The following is an 18,270-nucleotide window of genomic DNA, read 5'->3' on the forward strand; positions in this document are numbered from 1 at the left end:
CTTGGAGGCGGCGATGCGACGGATGACAGCGTTGGACACGGATGAACCTTCCGCAGGGGACAAGGGCGGTCGCCGCATGTCGAGGACATGCGTGAACCACTCACACGATGGAGAGGGGTTCGTCGGGCGGGGGGCGAAGGCCCCGGCCGCCGTAGCGACAACACCAGTTAGCCAGGTCCCCGAGGCTCTGGCAACGACCCCGATTACTAGCCGTCCTCGCAGCCGGGGGCCCTCGGGCCCGGGGCGGGGGCATCGGCGTTCTTGCTGGTGAGATCCGGTTTCCGGGTGGTGGGAGGCGGCCTGTGAGGGCTACTACCCCGCGTCGTATGTGACGTGGGTCCTATGGGGTGAGTCACCGGGGCGAGGCCCAAATGTCACTTTCTGTGGTGGTTCATTACACGAAATGGTGTGTGCGCCGGGCCACTTTCAACCCGAACCGAAGGAAACGGGCGCCTCGAACGCCGCTTTTCGCACCGCTCGCCGCAGCGCCTTCAGCAGCGTGCCGCCGACCGCGAGGGTCAGTACGACGGTCAGCACGGCCCGGCCCAGGTCCCAGCCCAGCGAGGTCGCCGCGCAGTACGCGAGGAAGCGGGCCAGGTTGGCGGCGACCGGATCCCCCGGGTGGAAGGAGACGCCCTGGCCCATGCCCTGCAGGAGCACCCAGCCCTGCAGGTTCATGATCGTGCCGTACGCGAACGAGCCCACGAAGCCGTACGCCGCCAGCATCAGCAACTCCGCCCGGCCCCGGATCCTCCCCCGAGCTCTCGGCTCCGCTCGAGCAGGGGGGACCCCCATCGCGCCGGGCAGCAGCCCGGCGCCCAGCGAGAACCAGCCCATCGCCAGCATCTGGAACGGCATCCACGGTCCGACCCCGCCGGTGAGCAGGGCCGAGGCGAACATCGTGACCGAGCCGAGGACGAAACCGAAGCCCGGGCCGAGGACGCGGCCGCTGAGCACCATCAGGAAGAACATCGGCTCCAGGCCGGCCGTGCCGGCGCCCAGCGGCCTGAGGGCGGCCCCGACCGCGGCGAGTACGCCGAGCATCGCCACCGCCTTGGCGTCCATGCCCTGGTCGGCGATGGTCGCGACGACGACGGAGACGAGGAGGGGGAGCAGCGCCGCGAAGAGCCAGGGGGCGTCCTGGGAGTGGGCGAGGCCGGACTGGCGGTCGGCGAGGAGCGGCCAGCCGAAGGCCGCGATGCCGATGAGGGTGACGAGGATCAGGGCGGCGGCGGCGCGGGGGCCGATGCGGAGGGGGCGGGCCGTGCCGGTGGGGCGGGAGGGGTGGTTCACGGGGTGCCCCCGTCGGCGGGCGGGGTGGGGTACGGGGTGCTCCCGGTTGCGGGCGGGGTGGGGTACGGGGTGCTCCCGGCTGCGGCGAGGGCTCGGGCGACCTGCGTCACCGTGAGCCAGTGGCCCGGGGCCAGGATCTTGGCCACCTGGGGGGCGAAGGCCGGTGAGGACACGACGACCTCGGCGGTCGGGCCGTCCGCGACGATCTCGCCGCCGGCCAGGATCACCACCCGGTGGGCCAGCTCGGCGGCGAGCTCCACGTCGTGGGTGGCGAGGACGATGGCGTGCCCGTCGGCGGCGAGGCCGCGGAGGATCTCGATCAGGCGGGCCTTGGCGGCGTAGTCCAGACCGCGGGTGGGCTCGTCGAGCAGGAGCAGCGCGGGGCGGCCGGTGAGTACGAGGGCCAGGGCGAGGGCCAGGCGCTGGCCCTCGGAGAGGTCCCGGGGGTGGGTGTCGTCGGGGACGTCCGGGAGCAGGGCGGAGACGAGGTCACGGCAGGTGCCGGGGGCCGCGCCGGCGTCGGCGTCGGCGGCGGAGCACTCGGCGGCCACGGTGTCGGCGTAGAGGAGGTCGCGGGGCTCCTGCGGGACGAGGCCGACGCGGCGGACCATCTCACGCGGGGCGGTGCGGTGGGGGGTGCGGCCGCCGACGGTCACCGTGCCGGTGGTGGGGGCGAGCGTGCCGATGAGGGTGGCGAGCAGGGTGGACTTGCCGGCGCCGTTGCGGCCCATGAGGGCGATTGTCTCGCCGGGGGCCACGGAGAGGTCGATGCCGTGGAGGACCTCGGCGCGGCCGCGGCGGAGGGAGAGGGCGGCTGCCCTGGCCACGGGTTGCGGATTGCCGCTGCCGCCACGGGTGCCTGTGCCGGCACCGGCTCCCGTCGCGGGCGCGGGCGCGGGCGCGGTCGCGCTGTCGGTTCGGGTACCGGTGGCGGGTCCGGGCCCGGTGGTGGTCCCGGTCGTGGTCCCGGTCGCGGGGCCGGGGGTCGGCTCGCTCCGGCGGAGCAGGAGGTTCAGGAGGCCGGGGCCGCTGCGCGGGGCTCCTTCCCCACCCCGCCCCTTCCCGGTCCTGGGGCTCCGCCCCAGACCCCGCGCCTCAAACGCCGGCGGGGCTGGATGGTGTGGCGGGGCCGGGGCCGGGGCCGGAGCCGGCGGGTGGGAGGGGGCGCTGCCGCCGGCCTCCGGCGCCTCGAACGCGGGCTGGGCCGGTGGCATGGTCTCCGACCCGTCGGCCTCCGGCGCCTCGAAGGCGGGCGGGGCCGGGGGCATGGCCTCGGACGGGGTGAGGGACAGGCGGGTCAGGAGTGGAGCGGACCGGCGGCGGGCGTCGCGGATCGACAACGGGAGAGGGGACCAGCCCGCCAGGCGGCCCAGGGCCACCACCGGGGGGTGGACCGGCGAGACCGCCATGATCGAGGACGGGCTGCCGAGGACCGGCGCCGCGCCCGGGGCCGGGAGGAGCAGGACCCGGTCCGCGTACTGGACCACCCGCTCCAGGCGGTGCTCCGCCATCAGCACGGTGGTGCCCAGGTCGTGGACCAGGCGCTGGAGGACCGCCAGGACCTCCTCGGCGGCCGCCGGGTCCAGCGCCGACGTGGGCTCGTCCAGGACCAGGACCTTCGGGTGCGGGGTCAGGACCGAGCCGATCGCGACCCGCTGCTGCTGGCCGCCGGAGAGGGTGGCGATGGGGCGGTCGCGGAGTTCGTTCAGGCCCAGCAGGTCCAGGGTCTCCTCGACCCGGCGGCGCATGACGGCCGGCGCCAGGCCCAGGGACTCCATGCCGTAGGCGAGCTCGTCCTCGACCACGTCCGTCACGAAGTGCGCGAGCGGGTCCTGGCCGACCGTGCCCACGACGTCGGCGAGCTCGCGCGGCCTGTGGGTGCGGGTGTCGCGGCCTGCGACGGTGACGCGGCCCCGCAGCGTGCCCCCGGTGAAATGCGGGACCAGGCCGGAGACCGCACCGAGGAGGGTCGACTTCCCGACGCCCGACGGGCCGACCAGGAGCGTGAGCTCGCCCTCCGGGATCACCAGGTCGGCGTCGCGCAGGGTGGGCTGCGCGGCGCCGTCGTACGTGACCGACACCTGCTCGAAGCGGATCACTGCGATGCCTCCTTCGGAGGTACGGGCGCCACGAAGGCGGGGAGCAGGCCGATCAGGACCGCCGCCGCCGGCCACAGCGGGAGCGTGGGCGCCACGAGGGGGACGACGCCGGGGAGCAGCGCGTCCGGGTCGACGGCCGCGGCGTGGACGAGGACGGCGGCGACCGCCGCACCCGACCCGGAGACCACCCACGCACGCCACCCCCAGCGGTCGGGCCGGTAGCGCGTCCGGATGCTGCGCCGGCCGCCGAGGCGCAGGCCCGCGAGGGCCAGGAAAAGGCCGATGAGCAGGACCGGCAGCCCGTACGCGGCGCCCTCGGCGGCGAGCAGCCCGTACGTGCCCGCGCACATGCCGAGCAGCCCGCCGAGGGTGAGGACGTTGGTGGTGTGCCGCACGGCCGGCGGGACCTGCGCGGTACGGCCGTAGCCGCGGGCGTCCATCGAGGCGGCGACGGCGACGGAGCGCTCGAGGGCGCCCTCCAGGACGGGCAGGCCGATCTGGAGGATCGCCTTGACGCCGCCGGTGGGGCGGCCGCGCAGGCGGCGGGCGGTCCGCAGACGGGCGACGTCGGCGACCATGTTCGGCGCGAAGGTCATGGCGACGACGACGGCGACGCCGGCCTCGTAGAGGGCGGCCGGGAGGGATTTCAGCAGGCGCGCCGGGTTGGCGAGGGCGTTCGCGGCGCCGACGCAGACGAGCAGGGTGGCCAGCTTGGCGCCGTCGTAGAAGGCGAAGACGAGCTGCTCGGCGGTGACGCGGCCGCCGATGCGGATGCCCTGGGCGGCCCAGGCGGGGAGCGGGAGCTCGGGGAGGGTGAGCAGGACGTGCGCGCCGGGGATCGGGGAGCCGAGCAGTACGGAGAAGAGGAGGCGGAGCCCGATGACGAAGAGGCCGAGCTTGAGGAAGGCGCCGTAGGAACGGGCCCAGGGAGCGGAGGTCCGGCGGGCGGCCACGACGTAGCCGGCCACGCCGACGATCAGGCCGAGGAGAAGGGGATTGGTGGTGCGGGAGGCAGCCGTGGCGAGGCCGAGCGCCCAGAGCCACCACGCCCCCGCGTGCAGGGCGTTCCCCCGACGGGCCTGAGGCGCCGCCACTCGGCGGACCCGGCTTTTCTCGTACGTCGGCCAGGACCCGGGGTCGCCCGCCCCGGCGGGCCCGAGCCCGGCCGGGGTCCCGTCGCCGACTGCGGGCCGGCAGGTCCGGCGCCCGCCCGCACCGCCCGGGCGTGCGGCCCCGTCCGCCTCCGGGCTCCGGGGCCGGAACGGACCGCGATCGGCACCGGACCATGCGGTGGCCGGGCGCGCCTGCGCGACCGACGGCCGGCCGTCGGTCGCCGACGACGGCCCCTCGACTGCCACCGGACGGCCCGGGCCGAGGCCCCCGGCGGAGCCGTCCTCCGTCGGGTGCGGGGTGGCGGCCGGTGCCGGTATGGCTCGGACCGGCTGCCCGGCGGTATGCGAGGTTGCCGAGCGGGAGCCCTCGGCGGAGCCGTCCTCCGCAGGGCGCGGGGTGGCGACCGGTGCCGGTGCGGCCGGGGTCGGACCGTCTGCGGCGGGCGGGTCCGCCGGGCGGACACCGCCGGCGGAGTCGGCCGCCGCCGGTGGCGGGGTGGTCCGGGGCGGCCGCCCCGGGGTCGTCGGCTGGGCCGGGTTGAGCCCGTCGGCGGGGGGTGTCATCGGCGGCGGCGGGACTGCCAGATCGCGGCTGCCGCCAGGGCGGCCACCGCCGCCAGGCCTGCCAGCAGGCCCGTCGAGGGGCCTCCGCCCTCGGGCGCGGTGTGCGTCGGCTCGGATTCCGCGTCGGCGATCTGTTCGCCGCAGCCCTGCTTCGGGTAGCCCGACACCGCGCACAGCAGCGCCGCGCTGTTGTAGCGGAGCGGCTTGGCGACCGCGGCCAGGGCCTCGGCCGCCGTGGCGTCCGGGGCGACCTGGGCGCAGGCCGTGCGCGGGGTGTCCTGCGGCGGATTGTCGCCCGCCGGGGCGTCCGCCGGGACGCCGAAGTCGACCACCACGGCGATCCGCTTGCGGCCCTCCACGGCCGCAGTGGCTGCGCAGACCGACGCGAAGTCGGCCGCCGCGCGCGGCTTCGCCGCCTCGGCCGCCGCGTCCTGACTCACCGCGAAACGGAAGCCCAGGGCCGCACCGTCCGCCGGGCGGGCCGTCGAGGGGCCCTGCGTGGCGTACTGCCACTGGCCTCCCGGGCCCTCCCAGAACGACCAGTAGCGGTAGCCCGCCGCCAGCGCGGGCGAGGTCGCCAGGAGGGTGAGGAGGATGCCGGACACGAGGGCCGGCAGGGTCAGGCTGCGGCGGCGCATCAGAGCTGGTTCTTCTTCCGGCGGCCGCTCAGCAGGACGCCGATGCCCATGCCGGCCGCCAGGCCCGCGCCCACGATCCACCACACGTTCTGGTTCGACGACTTCGAGTCCGCCTCGGGCTTCGGCGCTGCCGACTCACCCGTCTGCGGGGCCGGGCCCGTTGCGTTCAGGGCCGTCACCAGGTCCGTGCCGCCGAACGACTTCGGGTCCGTGCCCGTCGCGTGTGCGGCCAGCACCAGGGTGCCCAGTGCCGCGGGGCTGCCCTTGGCCCAGTCCGCCGAGTTGGCCTTCAGCCACTCCAGCGCGCCCGCCGCCGACTGCGTGTGCCCGGCCGCGGCCAGGGCGATCACCGCGTCGGCGGTGTTGCCGGTGTCCGCGGTCGGCTGGTCGGCGCCCGGGGTGACGGCCGTGAGGTGGCCGTCCTTCTTCAGCGTCTCGGCCAGGTAGCCGGCCGCGCCCTGGGCGGCGGTTGCCGGGTCGGCGGCTGCCGGGCAGGCCAGTGCGGCTGCGGGGGTGTCCGTCGGGGCAGGGGGCACGACCGACCCCTGGCCGAGGCCGGCCAGGACCGCGGCGGCCGTGGCGTCGGCGTTGGCCGGGAGCTTGCCCTCGGCCGGCTGGTACCCGAAGGCACCCCGGTCGGCGGCCGGCTCGGCGGCGCAGCCCAGCTGGAAGGCGAGCAGGCCCTCGTACGCGGACTTGCCCGCCTTCGACTTCACCTCGGCCGGCGTCTCGCCCGCCACGGCCAGCGCACTGATGACGAGGGAGGTGGAGTTGCCCTCGCTCGGGGTGCCGGGGACGAAGGCCCAGCCGCCGTCCTCGTTCTGGACGGACTTCAGCCAGTCCACGCCCTTCTTCACCGCCGCGTCCTGGCCGCCCAGCGCCTGCAGAGCCTGCACGGCCATCGCGGTGGCGTTCGTGTCGAACATCGTCTTGTCGTCGCAGGCAGCCCCCGCGTCCGAGCGGAAGGAGGCGAAGCCGCCGTTCGCGCACTGCTGGCCGACGAGCCAGGCAACGGCCTCCTTGGCGGGCTTGACGCCGACCGTGTGCTGGGCCAGCAGCGCGAAGGACTGTCGCCACACGCCGTCGTACGTCGGGTCGTTCTTGCCGTACAGCCCGGACGGGATCACCGGGGCCGGCGGGGCGGACGGGGAGGGCGCGGCGAGGGCTGCGGGGGCGGCGCCCACGCAGAGCACGGCGGAGGCGGCGAGCGCGGCGGCGCTGCGGCGGACGTTCATGGGGGCGGGTGCCTCTCGTGCTGGGGAGCAGGAGGCAGGCGCGCGCAGGGCACCGGGCTCCGGCTCCGTTTACCTCGACGGTGCCGGCCGCCGGGGGCCCCGGCGGCGCGAGCCGCGCACCTCGCGTACGGGGCGGTCCGGCTCCCCGCCCGGCAGGGCCGGGGCGGGTCACGGTTGCGGGTCAGCGCCGGAATCGCACCGGCTTCTTCCCGTACGGAAGGGTGGACGACGGGCTTACTGTACCGGCCCGTAGCAGTCCGGACGGGTGGCGTCCGGCCGCAGCGCCCCTTACCGCCGGGGCAGGCGGTCCCGCCGTCACAGTGCGCGGTACGCGACCGGGTCGCTGCCCGGGACGGCCTCGGCCCTGCCCTGTTTCACCAGCCGCCGCAGGTGGGCCTCCGCTTCGGAGACGGCGATGTTGCGGGAGCCGTACGGGATCTGCTCCCAGGGCCGGTTCCACTCCATGCGCTCCGCCAGCCTCCACGGGGTCAGCGGTTCGGCCAGCAGCTCCCACAGCCCGGTCAGCCGGTCCTCGTGGTGGCGCAGCAGTTCGCGGACCCGGGCCGGGGCGTCGGTAAAGGCGTGCTGGTGGGCCGGGAGCACCTCGGCGGGGTCGAGGCGGCCGATCCGCTCGAGGGAGTCGAGGTAGTCGCCGAGGGGGTCGGTGACCCGGGTGACCCCGAATTCGTCGGGGGACTCGTACAGTCCGATGTGCGGGGAGATCCCGGGCAGCAGGTGGTCCCCGGAGAAGAGGCGGCCGTTGCCGGGGAGGTCCGCCGGGTGCCGTTCCTCCAGGTGCAGGCAGACGTGGCCGGGGGTGTGCCCCGGGGTCCAGATGGCGCGTAGCCGCCGGCCGGCGAGGGGGAGCAGCTCGCCGGGGACGATCTCCCGGTCGGGGACCGCGGCCCGCAGGCCGGGCAGGGTGCGCAGGCGGCCGCTCGCGCGGGCCGCCCGCAGGGGTGCGACGTGCTCCTCGGGGGCTCCGGCGGCGGCGAGCTTCCCGCTCATGTAGTCGAACCAGACGCCGGGCTCGGCGGAGCGGGTCCGTACGACGACCTCGGTGTCGGCGGCGTGCATCGCGATCCAGGCGCCGGAGGCCTCGCGGACCCGGCCGGACAGGCCGTGGTGGTCGGGGTGGTGGTGGGTGATGACCACGCCGTGGACGTCGGCGACCGCGATGCCGAGGGCGCCGAGGCCGGCGACGAGGGTGTCCCAGGACTCGGAGTCGTCCCAGCCGGTGTCGACGAGGACGGGGCCGCGGTCGGTGTCGAGGACGTGGACGAGCGTGTGGCCGAGCGGGTTGTCGGGGATCGGGACCTTGATGCCGTGGACGCCGCCGCCGTGATCGGTGACCTGCGGGGTGACGGCCGGGGTGACGGCCGGGGTGACGGGGCGCGTGGCCCCGGGTCCGGTGGGCGGTACGGCCTGCGGCGGCGTGTCCTGCGGCATGAGGGCTCCCTGTCCGTGCCCGGCCGCGCCTGCGCCGCCCGGCTCACTCTCACGAGAACGTGTTGCAGTAGTCGCCCAAGTCGACCATCTGCGGCCCGTTCTGACTAGTCGTAACCGCCCGTTGGATCTTCCGGGCCGTTCCGTCCTGGCCGTGGACTCCTAGAACTAGAACTGGTATCAGTTCGGGAACGCCAAGCCGCAGGAGGCAGCAGCCATGACCGAGCTCGTGGAACACGGACACCTGTTCATCGGCGGGGAGTGGACGGATCCGCTGGGCACCGACACGATCGAGATCGTCTCCCCCCACACCGAGCAGGTCATCGGCAGCGTCCCGCACGCCTCCCGCGCGGACGTGGACCGCGCCGTCGCCGTCGCCCGCCGGGCCTTCGACGAGGGTCCCTGGCCCCGGATGTCCCTGGACGAGCGGATCGCCGTCGTCACCCGGATCAAGGACGCGATCGCCGTCCGGCACGAGGAGATCGCCCGGTCGATCAGCTCCCAGAACGGCTCCCCGTACTCCTGGAGCATCCTCGCGCAGGCGCTCGGCCCGATGATGGTCTACGACGCCGCGATCCAGGTCGCGCGCGCCTACCCGTACGAGGAGCACCGCCAGGGGGTGCTCGGGCCGATCCTGGTGCGCCGGGAGCCGGTGGGCGTGGTCGCGGCCGTCATACCGTGGAACGTGCCGCAGTTCGTGGCGGCCGCCAAGCTCGCGCCGGCGCTCCTGACGGGGTCGACGGTGATCCTGAAGCCGTCCCCCGAATCGCCGCTCGACTCGTACATCCTCGCCGACATCGCGCGGGAGGCCGGGCTGCCGGAGGGCGTGCTGTCGATCCTGCCCGCCGACCGGGAGGTCAGTGAGTACCTGGTCGGCCACCCCGGCGTCGACAAGGTGGCGTTCACCGGCTCGGTCGCGGCCGGCCGGCGCGTGATGGAGGTCGCCGCCCGCAACCTGACCCGGGTCACGCTCGAACTCGGCGGCAAGTCCGCCGCCGTGATCCTGCCGGACGCCGATCTGGATTCCACGATCGCCGGGATCGTCCCGGCGGCCTGGATGAACAACGGGCAGGCCTGCGTGGCCCAGACCCGGGTGCTCGCCCCGCGCAGCCGGTACGAGGAGGTCGCCGAGGCGCTCGCGGCCGCGGCCGGGGCGCTGGTGGTCGGCGACCCGCTGGACCCGGCGACGCAGCTCGGGCCGCTGGTGGCCAGGCGGCAGCAGCAGCGGTCGCTGGACTACATCCGGATCGGCCAGGAGGAGGGCGCGAAGGTCCTGGCGGGCGGCGGCCGCCCGGCCGGGCTGGAGCAGGGCTGGTACGTGGAGCCGACGCTGTTCGGGGACGTGGACAACTCGATGCGGATCGCCCGCGAGGAGATCTTCGGGCCGGTCGTCTGCCTGATCCCGTACGGGGACGAGGCGGAGGCGGTACGGGTCGCCAACGACTCGGAGTTCGGACTGAGCGGCAGCGTCTGGACGGGGGACGTCGAGCACGGCATCGACTTCGCGCGGCAGGTGCGGACGGGCACGTTCAACGTGAACACCTTCAGCCTGGACATGCTGGGGCCGTTCGGCGGCTACAAGAACAGCGGTGTGGGGCGGGAGTTCGGGCCCGAGGGGCTGAGCGAGTACCTGGAGCACAAGATGATCCACCTGCCGGCGGGCTACGCGGCGGGTGCCTGATGGGTGACCGCTGGGTGGTGGAGGTGGACCGGGGGGTCTGCATCGGCTCGGGGATGTGCGTGAACCACGCGCCGGAGGGCTTCGCGCTGGACTCGGCGCGCCAGTCGCATCCGCGGGATCCGGAGACGGACGCGAACGAGCCGGTCCTGGCGGCGGCGGAGGGCTGCCCGGTGGAGGCCATCATGATCACCCTGGCGGCCACCGGCGAGGCGGTGTTCCCCCCGGAGGAGTGACCCGAGGGGTGCCGAGCGGCGGCGGCGCGGCGGCGGACACCGGCCGCCGCCGGGGCCGCCGCGCACGTACGGCGGGATCAGGCCTTTCGCGCGGTCCCGGCAGCACCGGCAGCACCGGCGGCCCCGCCGGCAGCCGGCGGCGCCGTCATGTCGATCAGGCGGCAGACCGTCTCGATGTCGATCTTGACCTGGGCGATCGAGGCGCGCCCCGAGAGCCAGGTGATCAGTGCCGAGTGCCAGGTGTGCTCGATCACCCGGACCGCGGAGAGCTGCTCCGCCGTCGGCGGGGCGTCCAGGCCCATCGCGTCCAGGATGATCGCCGTGGTCAGCCGGGACACCGTGTCCACCTCGGGGCTCACGCTCCGGTCCGCGAACGTCAGGGCGCGGACCATCGCATCGGCGAGCTGCGGCTCCCGCTGCAGTGCGCGGAAGGCCCGCATCAGCGTCTCAGCGACCCGCGCCGCCGGGTCCTCGCCCGCCGGGGGCCGCTTGCGGAGCGTCGTGTGCATGTGCTGGAGCTGGTCCTGCATCGTCGCGACGAGCAGGTGCACCTTGGACGGGAAGTACCGGTACAGGGTGCCCAGCGCGACCCCGGCGGCCTCCGCGACCTCCCGCATCTGGACGGCGTCGAAACCGCCCCGGCTGGCCAGCTGGGCGCTGGCGTGCAGGATCCGGCGGCGGCGCGCCTCCTGGCGCTCCGTCAGGGGAGGGGAGGCCGTCGTGGCGACGGCTTTCGCATCCGCTGTCATCTGTCCCGTTCCATGGCGTTCCGTGTCGTTGCGGTGCTGATTTCCGGGCTGTTCACATCGTGATCGGCAGGCGATCGGCCGGTGATCGACAGCCAGCATGTCAGGCGCCGGAGCCGTGGCGTGAATCACCTGCTCCGCCTCTTACGGTGTGGTTTCCGGCCGGTAGATTCAATGGTCTTCGACGGATCAAGTCTGAAACTTGTTCTACATTATGCGAGCGGTTACGCTCCGGCGAAAGTGCAGGGAGAAGGGGGCCGAGAGTGACCGCTGAGGCCATGGTGACGAGCCCTTTCGCGGGTTCCGCCACCGACGGCGACCGCCCGTTGCGCATCGCACTCCTCACCTATAAGGGGAACCCGTTCTGCGGCGGCCAGGGCGTCTACGTCCGGCACCTCTCGCGGGAGCTCGTGAGGCTGGGGCACTCCGTCGAGGTCATCGGCGCGCAGCCGTACCCGGTCCTCGACACCGGCGCCACGCTCACCGAGCTGCCGAGCCTCGACCTGTACCGCCACCCCGACCCGTTCCGTACGCCGAAGCGCGACGAGTACCGGGACTGGATCGACGCGCTCGAGGTCGCCACCATGTGGACCGGCGGATTCCCCGAGCCGCTGACCTTCTCGCTGCGTGCCCGGCGCCACCTTGCCGCCCGCGCGGGCGACTTCGACGTCGTCCACGACAACCAGACGCTCGGCTACGGCCTGCTCGCCGACCTCGGCGCCCCGCTGGTCACCACCATCCACCACCCCATCACCGTGGACCGGCAGCTGGACCTGGACGCCGCGCAGGACCGCAAGAAGCGGCTCTCCGTCCGGCGCTGGTACGGCTTCACGCGCATGCAGGGGCGCGTCGCCCGCCGGCTGCCCTCCGTGCTGACCGTCTCCGGCTCCTCCAAGCAGGAGATCGCCGAGCACCTGGGCGTGCGCGACGAGCGCATCCACGTCGTCCACATCGGCGCCGACACCGACCTGTGGTCGCCCGACGCGTCCGTCGCCGAGGTGCCGGGGCGGATCGTCACCACCTCCAGCGCCGACGTCCCGCTCAAGGGCCTCGTCCACCTCGTCGAGGCGCTCGCGAAGCTGCGGACCGAGCAGCCCGACGCCCACCTCGTCGTCGTCGGCAAGCGGGCCGAGAAGGGCCCCGTCGCCCGCGCCATCGAGACGTACGGGCTCCAGGACGCGGTCCGCTTCGTCAAGGGCATCACCGACACCGAGCTCGTCGACCTGGTGCGCAGCGCGCAGGTCGCCTGCGTGCCCTCGCTGTACGAGGGCTTCTCGCTGCCCGCCGCCGAGGCGATGGCCACCGGCACCCCGCTGGTCGCCACCACCGGCGGTGCGATCCCCGAGGTCGCGGGCCCCGACGGCGAGACCTGCCTCGCGGTGCCGCCCGGCGACGCGGGCGCGCTGGCCGCCGCGCTGGGCCGCCTGCTGGGCGACCCGCAGCTGCGGGCCCGCCTCGGCACCGCCGGACGCGAGCGGGTGCTGTCCCGGTTCACCTGGGCCAGAGCCGCCGAGGGCACCGCCGCGCACTACCGCGCCGCCATCGAGCAGGCAGCCGGCCGCACCCGCCGCGCGCGGTGACCTTCCGCCTTTTCCACACCACCCCCGATCACCCCCGCGACCGCGAAGGCAGGACCCCGTGCTGACCGTCGATTTCTCCCGGTTCCCGCTCGCCGCAGGCGACCGTGTGCTCGATCTGGGCTGCGGCGCCGGCCGGCACGCCTTCGAGTGCTACCGGCGCGGCGCCCAGGTGGTCGCAGTCGACCGCAACGGCGAGGAGATCCGCGAGGTCGCCAAGTGGTTCGCCGCCATGAAGGAGGCCGGTGAGGCCCCGGCAGGCGCCACCGCCACCGCCATGGAGGGCGACGCGCTGGCCCTGCCCTTCCCCGACGAGTCCTTCGACGTCGTCATCATCTCCGAGGTGATGGAGCACATCCCCGACGACAAGGGCGTGCTCGCGGAGATGGTCCGCGTCCTCAAGCCGGGCGGCCGCATCGCCGTCACCGTGCCGCGCTACGGCCCGGAGAAGATCTGCTGGGCGCTCTCCGACGCGTACCACGAGGTCGAGGGCGGCCACATCCGCATCTACAAGGCCGACGAGCTGCTCGGCAAGATGAAGGCCGCGGGCCTCAAGCCGTACGGCACGCACCACGCCCACGGGCTGCACTCCCCGTACTGGTGGCTCAAGTGCGCGTTCGGTGTGGACAACGACCAGGCGCTGCCGGTGAAGGCGTACCACAAGCTGCTGGTCTGGGACATCATGAAGAAGCCGCTGGCCACACGGCTCGCGGAGCAGGCGCTCAACCCGCTCATCGGCAAGAGCTTCGTGGCGTACGCGACGAAGCCGCACCTCCCCGTCGGCGCGGCGAAGTGAGCTCGCCCGGGCGCACCGAACGCCTGGTCCTGGACGGGGTGCTGACCGCCGAGGAGGCCGCCGGGACGGTGGCCGGCATCCTCGCCGCGCAGCGCTCCGACGGGGCCATCCCGTGGTTCCGCGGGCACCACCTCGACCCGTGGGACCACACCGAGGCCGCGATGGCGCTGGACGCGGCCGGCGAGCACGAGGCGGCGGAGCGGGCCTACGACTGGCTGGCCCGGCACCAGAACGCCGACGGCTCCTGGTACGCGGCCTACGCCGACCGGCCGGACGGGGTGGACACCGCCGAGCCGCAGGACGCGAGCCTGGAGAGCAACTTCGTCGCGTACATAGCCGTGGGGGTCTGGCACCACTACCTGGCCACCGGCGACGACCCGTTCCTGGACCGCATGTGGCCCGTCGTCTTCGCGGCGACCGAGTTCGTGCTGGGGCTCCAGCAGCCGGGCGGCGAGATCGGCTGGAAGCGGGAGGCCGATGGCACGCCCGTCACGGACGCGCTGCTCACCGGCTCCTCCTCGATCCACCAGGCACTGCGGTGCGCGCTGGCGATCGCCGAGCACCGCGAGGAGCCCCAGCCGGACTGGGAGCTGGCGGCGGGGGCCCTCGGGCATGCGATCCGGCGGCACCCGGAGCGGTTCCTGGACAAGTCCCGCTACTCGATGGACTGGTACTACCCGGTGCTGGGCGGCGCGCTCACCGGCACGGAAGCGAGGGCGCGGATCGAGGAGCGCTGGGACGAGTTCGTCGTCCCGGACCTCGGAGTGCGCTGCGTCCTGCCGAACCCGTGGGTGACGGGCGGGGAGTCCTGCGAGCTCGCCCTCGCCCTGTGGGCGACGGGTGAGTCGGACCGGGCGCTGGACATCCTGCGCTCCATCACGCACCTGCGCGCCGACAACGGCATGTACTGGACGGGCTACGTCTTCGAGGACAAGGCGGTGTGGCCGGTCGAGCAGACGACCTGGACGGCCGGGTCGCTGCTGCTGGCCGTGGCCGCGCTGGGCGGCGACGAGGCCACCGGAGCGGTGTTCGGGGGGCTGGAACTGCCGTCCGGACTCGAGCCGGACTGCTGCGGTTAGAGGGTGTCCGGCGCAGAGCCGGACGGATGCGAGCGGGGCAGGCCGCCACGGAGGCGGCCTGCCCGTAGGTGGCCCGCGGTCAGCGGCGGTAGAGCCGGCCCGCGATGAGGTGGCCCAGGACGAGGTATGCCACGGCCGCCACGCCGTAGCCCACCACCACCTGGACCCATTCCCGGTCGAAGGTGAACAGGTCGTAGGACCAGCCGGCCAGCCAGCCGGCGGCGTCGTGGATGAACTCCACCAGGCCGTTGCCCCGGTTGGCGTCGAGGAAATAGAGCAGGATCCACAGGCCGAGCGTGAAGGCCAGCACGTCCGCCACCGCGGCGACGACCCGGCCGGCCTGAACGCCTCCGCGGGCATGTACTCCGGTGTGTGTGCGCATGCACCGCGTGTTGCCCCGTCGGGGTGAAGCAAACCCGAATGGGTCATCCAAGTGGCGCAGTGCCGGGGCCCGGGTGACGCTGCGGGAGACACCTCACTCCCCGGAGGCTCACCGTGTCGAAACCCAGCGTGTCCATATCCGGTACCACCCGGTTCCGCCGCGCCTTCACCGCCCTGGTCCTGTCCGGTGCGCTGCTCGCCGGCGCCACCGCCTGCGGCAGCGAAGGCGCCAGCAGGGGCCGGGGCGAGGACGTGGCCCTGTCCGTGCCCGCGGCGCCGGCCGCCGAAGTGGGGGCGCCCGAAGCGTGGCGGGCGGCGGAAGCGGCGGAGGTCGCAGCACTCGCCGAGCCCTCGCCCAGCACCTCCGCCGAGAAGCAGAAGTTCGCCAAGGCGCGCTTCGTCGCCAACGCGGGTCTCGCGGCCGGGGCGACGTACCAGTGGATCATCAAGCCGTACCGCGCGGGCAAGTTCAAGAAGGGCGCCAAGGGCCGTACGTTCGCGCTCATCAAGGCGGGCCTCGCGGGCGCCTTCGCGTACAACCGGCTGAAGGCGGCGGTGGACAACGCCAAGGGCGACCCGCTGCTGTCGAAGGCGGTGGCCCCGCTGACGGCGGGCATCGCCTCCCTCAAGGGCCTGGGCAGCAAGCTGCGCAAGGGCGATGCGGGCGACGGCGACATCAGCTCCTACGAGGACGTCATCAACGGGGTCAAGGACGCCGGCAAGAGCGCGGGCGCCACGGTGACCGACAAGGTCCCGAGCGCCGGCCAGCTCAGCGGTGGATAGGCCTCCGGATCCCACGGGCAGGCCGGACGGGCAGCGTCGCCCGTCCGGCCTGCCGCCCTGCCCGTCCGGCCGCCTGCTTCAATGGGCGGATGATCGAGTTCCTGGCCGTTGCGGCCGCCGCCGTCGGCGTCGGGTGGCTCGTCCGGCGCAGGCACCGGCAGCGGGTCACCGCCGGGAGCCCGGACGGGGTCCCGGACGGGCTCCCGTGCATGGCCCGGCACCCGGCAGGCGCGGGCCGCTGGCGGATGGGCCGGGTGTTCCCCGGACCGGGCGGGGCCCGCTGGGTGCCCCGGCGCGGTGAGCCCGTACCGCTGCCCGACGGCCGGGCCACCGGGGTGCGGGCGCCGTCCGTGAAGGAGGGCATGTCCATCAACCCCGGATCGCGGATCGTGCTCTGCACGTACGGGACCGGCGCGGGCGGCGAGGACGGCGGGAGCATCGAGATCGCCGTCATGCCGCTGGACCTGCGGGAGCTCCTGGAAGCCGTCCCGCAGGCCGAGGCGGGTTAGCCGTTGAGTTCGGCCAGGACGCGCAGGGTGTGCGGGTCAGGGGCCGTCAGGAGGAGGTCGGTGACCGGGCCCTCCCGCCACAGGTCGAGGCGTTCGGCGATCCGCTCGCGCGGCCCGATCAGCGAGATCTCGTCCGCGAAGGCGTCCGGGACGGCGAGCACCGCCTCCTCCCGGCGCCCGGCCAGGAACAGCTCCTGGATGCGGCGGGCCTCCTCCTCGTAGCCCATCCGCGCCATCAGATCGGCGTGGAAGTTGCGGGCCGCGTGGCCCATCCCGCCGATGTAGAAGCCGAGCATCGCCTTGACGGGCAGCAGCCCCTCGGCGACGTCGTCGCAGACCTTGGCCCGGGCCATCGGGGCGATCATGAAGCCTTCGGGAACGTCGGCCAGGGAGGCCTGGTAGACGTCGGTGCGGGTCGGCGACCAGTACAGGGGCAGCCAGCCGTCCGCGATCCGGGTCGTCTGGGCGATGTTCTTCGGGCCCTCCGCGCCCAGCAGGACCGGCAGGTCCGCGCGCAGCGGGTGGGTGATGGGCTTCAGTGGTTTGCCGATGCCGGTGCCGTCCTCCCCGCGGTACGGGTGCTGGTGGAAGCGGCCGTCGAGCGCGACGGGGGCCTCGCGTCGCAGCACCTGTCGGACGACGTCGACGTACTCGCGGGTCGCGGTGAGCGGGCTCGAGGGGAAGGGGCGCCCGTACCAGCCCTCGACCACCTGGGGGCCGGAGAGGCCCAGGCCCAGCATCATCCGGCCGCCGGAGAGGTGGTCCAGGGTCAGGGCGTGCATGGCGGTGGCGGTGGGGGAGCGGGCGGCCATCTGTGCGATGGCGGTGCCGAGGCGGATCCGCGAGGTGTGTGCGGCGATCCAGGTGAGCGGGGTGAAGGCGTCCGAACCCCAGGCCTCGGCGGTCCACACCGAGTCGTAGCCGAGGTTCTCGGCCTCGGTGGCGAGGTCGAGGTGGGCCGGGTCGGGGCCGCGGCCCCAGTAGCCGAGTGCGAGTCCGAGGCGCATGTGCGTCCCCTCCGCGATGCCGTGGTGGCGCCGTGCGTGCCGCGCCACAGCCATATCTGACGATGCGTCAGGTGACTGTAGGGCAACGGCCCCCCGCCCGGAAGGGCGGGGGGCCGTCGGGGCGCTGCACCGGCCGTCGGGCGCGGGGTCAGCCGCGCTGGATGCCCGAGGTGTCGTTCAGGACGCCGCGGCGGCCGTCCTGGGTCTGCGCGATCAGCGTGGCGGAGCCGCGCTGATCCACCGCCAGGTACCAGGTGCCCGGCGCGAGTTCGGCGATCGGGGTGGGCGAGCCGTCCTCGGGGAAGAGGGGGCGGGCCACCGGCACCGCGAACCAGAACGGGGTGAAGTCCCCCGCCGGGGCGGGCGCCTGGTCCTGCGGAGCCGGAGCCGGTGCCGGAGCCGGGGTCGGGGTGCCGCCGTACGGCGGGACCGGCTGCGGGGTGGCCCCGTACGGCTGCGGCTGCTGGCCGCCCGGGTAGCCGTACCCGGCTCCGGGCTGGGGCTGCGCCCCGTACGGCGCGGGGGCGACGGGCTTGGCCTCCGGCACCAGCGCGCCGGCGAGCGCCGGGACCTTGCTGCCCGCGACGGCCACACCGGCCAGCGCGAGGGTGGCCAGGAAGGCGATGATGCAGCCCGCGCCGAGGTCGGCGCCGCTCGGGCTGGTGATCAGGGACCAGAGGGAGGACCAGGCGGCCGCAACCGCGAGAACCGTCCCCCACGCGGCCAGGGGCAGGCCCGCGAGCTTGCGGGTCTCCGGCTGGAAGCGGGCCGCGATGATCAGGCCGGCCGCGATGAAGCCGAGCAGGAAGATGGTGGGGAGCGCCAGACGGTAGACGTCGGTGTCCCACACGCTCGGCAGGTCGAGGCCGGTCGCGGAGTAGAAATCGAGGAACGAGGCGATGAACAGCAGCGCCGCTGCTCCGATCACCACGCCGTCGCCTCGAGTGAGGGAGCGGATGTTCACGTCTTAGGTGTCCTTCTCGGTCTCGGTCGTCTCGTGGTGCCGCGGTCGCACGTGCAGGAGCGCGGGGCGGGCGGGACCATGGTACGGAGGTTCCCCGCGGCCGAGAGGATCGGGGCGGCAGGCTGTC

General features: G+C 74.3%; 17 protein-coding genes. 7 read left to right on the forward strand and 10 right to left on the reverse strand.

Annotation, left to right across the window (positions count from 1 at the left end):
• Nucleotides 1-426 precede the first annotated feature (426 nt).
• From ACZ5WG_RS40035 to ACZ5WG_RS40060, 6 genes are all read right to left on the reverse strand, one after another.
• The gene (locus ACZ5WG_RS40035) at nt 427-1,293 is read right to left on the reverse strand and encodes an ECF transporter S component (protein WP_468729574.1); all 867 of its coding nucleotides are present in this window, start codon (nt 1,291-1,293) and stop codon (nt 427-429) included.
• Nucleotides 1,290-3,392: an ABC transporter ATP-binding protein gene (locus ACZ5WG_RS40040; RefSeq protein ID WP_468729575.1), complete on the reverse strand. Its 2,103-nt coding sequence runs from the start codon at nt 3,390-3,392 to the stop codon at nt 1,290-1,292. The genes ACZ5WG_RS40035 and ACZ5WG_RS40040 overlap by 4 nt, the downstream gene beginning before the upstream one ends.
• A complete protein-coding gene (locus ACZ5WG_RS40045; RefSeq protein ID WP_468729610.1) occupies nt 3,389-4,486 on the reverse strand; it encodes an energy-coupling factor transporter transmembrane component T family protein in 1,098 nt (365 codons plus the stop codon). The genes ACZ5WG_RS40040 and ACZ5WG_RS40045 overlap by 4 nt, the downstream gene beginning before the upstream one ends.
• A 578-nt stretch (nt 4,487-5,064) precedes the next feature.
• Nucleotides 5,065-5,706: an SCO2322 family protein gene (locus ACZ5WG_RS40050; protein ID WP_468729576.1), complete on the reverse strand. Its 642-nt coding sequence runs from the start codon at nt 5,704-5,706 to the stop codon at nt 5,065-5,067.
• Nucleotides 5,706-6,941: a prenyltransferase/squalene oxidase repeat-containing protein gene (locus tag ACZ5WG_RS40055; protein WP_468729577.1), complete on the reverse strand. Its 1,236-nt coding sequence runs from the start codon at nt 6,939-6,941 to the stop codon at nt 5,706-5,708. Before ACZ5WG_RS40055 ends, ACZ5WG_RS40050 begins: the two co-directional genes overlap by 1 nt.
• Before the next feature lie 315 nt (nt 6,942-7,256).
• On the reverse strand, nt 7,257-8,390 hold the full coding sequence (locus ACZ5WG_RS40060) for an MBL fold metallo-hydrolase (protein ID WP_468729578.1): 1,134 nt from the start codon (nt 8,388-8,390) through the stop codon (nt 7,257-7,259).
• A gap of 214 nt (nt 8,391-8,604) precedes the next feature.
• Between ACZ5WG_RS40060 and ACZ5WG_RS40065 the strand changes: the two genes are divergently transcribed.
• Both ACZ5WG_RS40065 and ACZ5WG_RS40070 read left to right on the forward strand, forming a co-directional pair.
• On the forward strand, nt 8,605-10,068 hold the full coding sequence (locus ACZ5WG_RS40065) for an aldehyde dehydrogenase (RefSeq protein ID WP_468729579.1): 1,464 nt from the start codon (nt 8,605-8,607) through the stop codon (nt 10,066-10,068).
• On the forward strand, nt 10,068-10,301 hold the full coding sequence (locus tag ACZ5WG_RS40070; protein WP_053785199.1) for a ferredoxin: 234 nt from the start codon (nt 10,068-10,070) through the stop codon (nt 10,299-10,301). Before ACZ5WG_RS40065 ends, ACZ5WG_RS40070 begins: the two co-directional genes overlap by 1 nt.
• Before the next feature lie 77 nt (nt 10,302-10,378).
• Here the strand turns inward: ACZ5WG_RS40070 and ACZ5WG_RS40075 are convergent, their stop codons facing one another.
• Nucleotides 10,379-11,050, reverse strand: a complete 672-nt coding sequence (locus ACZ5WG_RS40075; RefSeq protein ID WP_468729580.1) for a TetR family transcriptional regulator — start codon at nt 11,048-11,050, stop codon at nt 10,379-10,381.
• Nucleotides 11,051-11,310: 260 nt separating this feature from the next.
• Here ACZ5WG_RS40075 and ACZ5WG_RS40080 point away from each other — a divergent pair, with 260 nt between their 5' ends.
• Genes ACZ5WG_RS40080 through ACZ5WG_RS40090 form a run of 3 tightly spaced genes read left to right on the forward strand, consistent with a single transcriptional unit; the run spans nt 11,311 to nt 14,499 of the window.
• A complete protein-coding gene (locus ACZ5WG_RS40080) occupies nt 11,311-12,627 on the forward strand; it encodes a glycosyltransferase family 4 protein (RefSeq protein WP_468729581.1) in 1,317 nt (438 codons plus the stop codon).
• Nucleotides 12,628-12,685: 58 nt separating this feature from the next.
• A complete protein-coding gene (locus tag ACZ5WG_RS40085) occupies nt 12,686-13,420 on the forward strand; it encodes a class I SAM-dependent methyltransferase (protein WP_468729582.1) in 735 nt (244 codons plus the stop codon).
• The gene (locus ACZ5WG_RS40090) at nt 13,417-14,499 is read left to right on the forward strand and encodes a prenyltransferase/squalene oxidase repeat-containing protein (RefSeq protein WP_468729583.1); all 1,083 of its coding nucleotides are present in this window, start codon (nt 13,417-13,419) and stop codon (nt 14,497-14,499) included. Before ACZ5WG_RS40085 ends, ACZ5WG_RS40090 begins: the two co-directional genes overlap by 4 nt.
• A 79-nt stretch (nt 14,500-14,578) precedes the next feature.
• On the opposite strand, the gene ACZ5WG_RS40095 is transcribed toward ACZ5WG_RS40090, so the two are convergent.
• Complete coding sequence (locus ACZ5WG_RS40095; RefSeq protein WP_468729584.1) at nt 14,579-14,881, reverse strand: hypothetical protein; 303 nt, start codon at nt 14,879-14,881, stop codon at nt 14,579-14,581.
• Nucleotides 14,882-15,168: 287 nt separating this feature from the next.
• Here ACZ5WG_RS40095 and ACZ5WG_RS40100 point away from each other — a divergent pair, with 287 nt between their 5' ends.
• Nucleotides 15,169-15,663 carry a hypothetical protein gene (locus ACZ5WG_RS40100; protein WP_468729611.1) on the forward strand — a complete coding sequence of 165 codons (495 nt, stop codon included), beginning with the start codon at nt 15,169-15,171 and terminating at the stop codon, nt 15,661-15,663.
• Nucleotides 15,664-15,752: 89 nt separating this feature from the next.
• Nucleotides 15,753-16,172: a hypothetical protein gene (locus tag ACZ5WG_RS40105; RefSeq protein WP_468729585.1), complete on the forward strand. Its 420-nt coding sequence runs from the start codon at nt 15,753-15,755 to the stop codon at nt 16,170-16,172.
• Here ACZ5WG_RS40105 and ACZ5WG_RS40110 read toward each other — a convergent pair.
• Together ACZ5WG_RS40110 and ACZ5WG_RS40115 are read right to left on the reverse strand one after the other, a co-directional pair.
• Nucleotides 16,169-17,179, reverse strand: coding sequence for an LLM class F420-dependent oxidoreductase (locus ACZ5WG_RS40110; protein WP_468729586.1), 1,011 nt, complete (start codon nt 17,177-17,179; stop codon nt 16,169-16,171). The genes ACZ5WG_RS40105 and ACZ5WG_RS40110 overlap by 4 nt on opposite strands.
• Nucleotides 17,180-17,327: 148 nt before the next feature.
• Nucleotides 17,328-18,143 (reverse strand): hypothetical protein, encoded by an 816-nt coding sequence (locus tag ACZ5WG_RS40115; protein ID WP_468729587.1) that lies wholly within the window; start codon nt 18,141-18,143, stop codon nt 17,328-17,330.
• Nucleotides 18,144-18,270: the final 127 nt, after the last annotated feature.

The sequence above is a fragment of the Streptomyces sp. NPDC032745 genome (assembly GCF_055579465.1).

Coding starts and splice junctions, on each gene's coding strand:
- ACZ5WG_RS40110 (WP_468729586.1), bottom strand. CDS start 17,179: ATGCGCCTCGGACTCGCACTCGGCTACTGGGGCCGCGGCCCCGACCCG.
- ACZ5WG_RS40050 (WP_468729576.1), bottom strand. CDS start 5,706: ATGCGCCGCCGCAGCCTGACCCTGCCGGCCCTCGTGTCCGGCATCCTC.
- ACZ5WG_RS40095 (WP_468729584.1), bottom strand. CDS start 14,881: ATGCGCACACACACCGGAGTACATGCCCGCGGAGGCGTTCAGGCCGGC.
- ACZ5WG_RS40060 (WP_468729578.1), bottom strand. CDS start 8,390: ATGCCGCAGGACACGCCGCCGCAGGCCGTACCGCCCACCGGACCCGGG.
- ACZ5WG_RS40065 (WP_468729579.1), top strand. CDS start 8,605: ATGACCGAGCTCGTGGAACACGGACACCTGTTCATCGGCGGGGAGTGG.
- ACZ5WG_RS40055 (WP_468729577.1), bottom strand. CDS start 6,941: ATGAACGTCCGCCGCAGCGCCGCCGCGCTCGCCGCCTCCGCCGTGCTC.
- ACZ5WG_RS40105 (WP_468729585.1), top strand. CDS start 15,753: ATGATCGAGTTCCTGGCCGTTGCGGCCGCCGCCGTCGGCGTCGGGTGG.
- ACZ5WG_RS40075 (WP_468729580.1), bottom strand. CDS start 11,050: ATGACAGCGGATGCGAAAGCCGTCGCCACGACGGCCTCCCCTCCCCTG.
- ACZ5WG_RS40070 (WP_053785199.1), top strand. CDS start 10,068: ATGGGTGACCGCTGGGTGGTGGAGGTGGACCGGGGGGTCTGCATCGGC.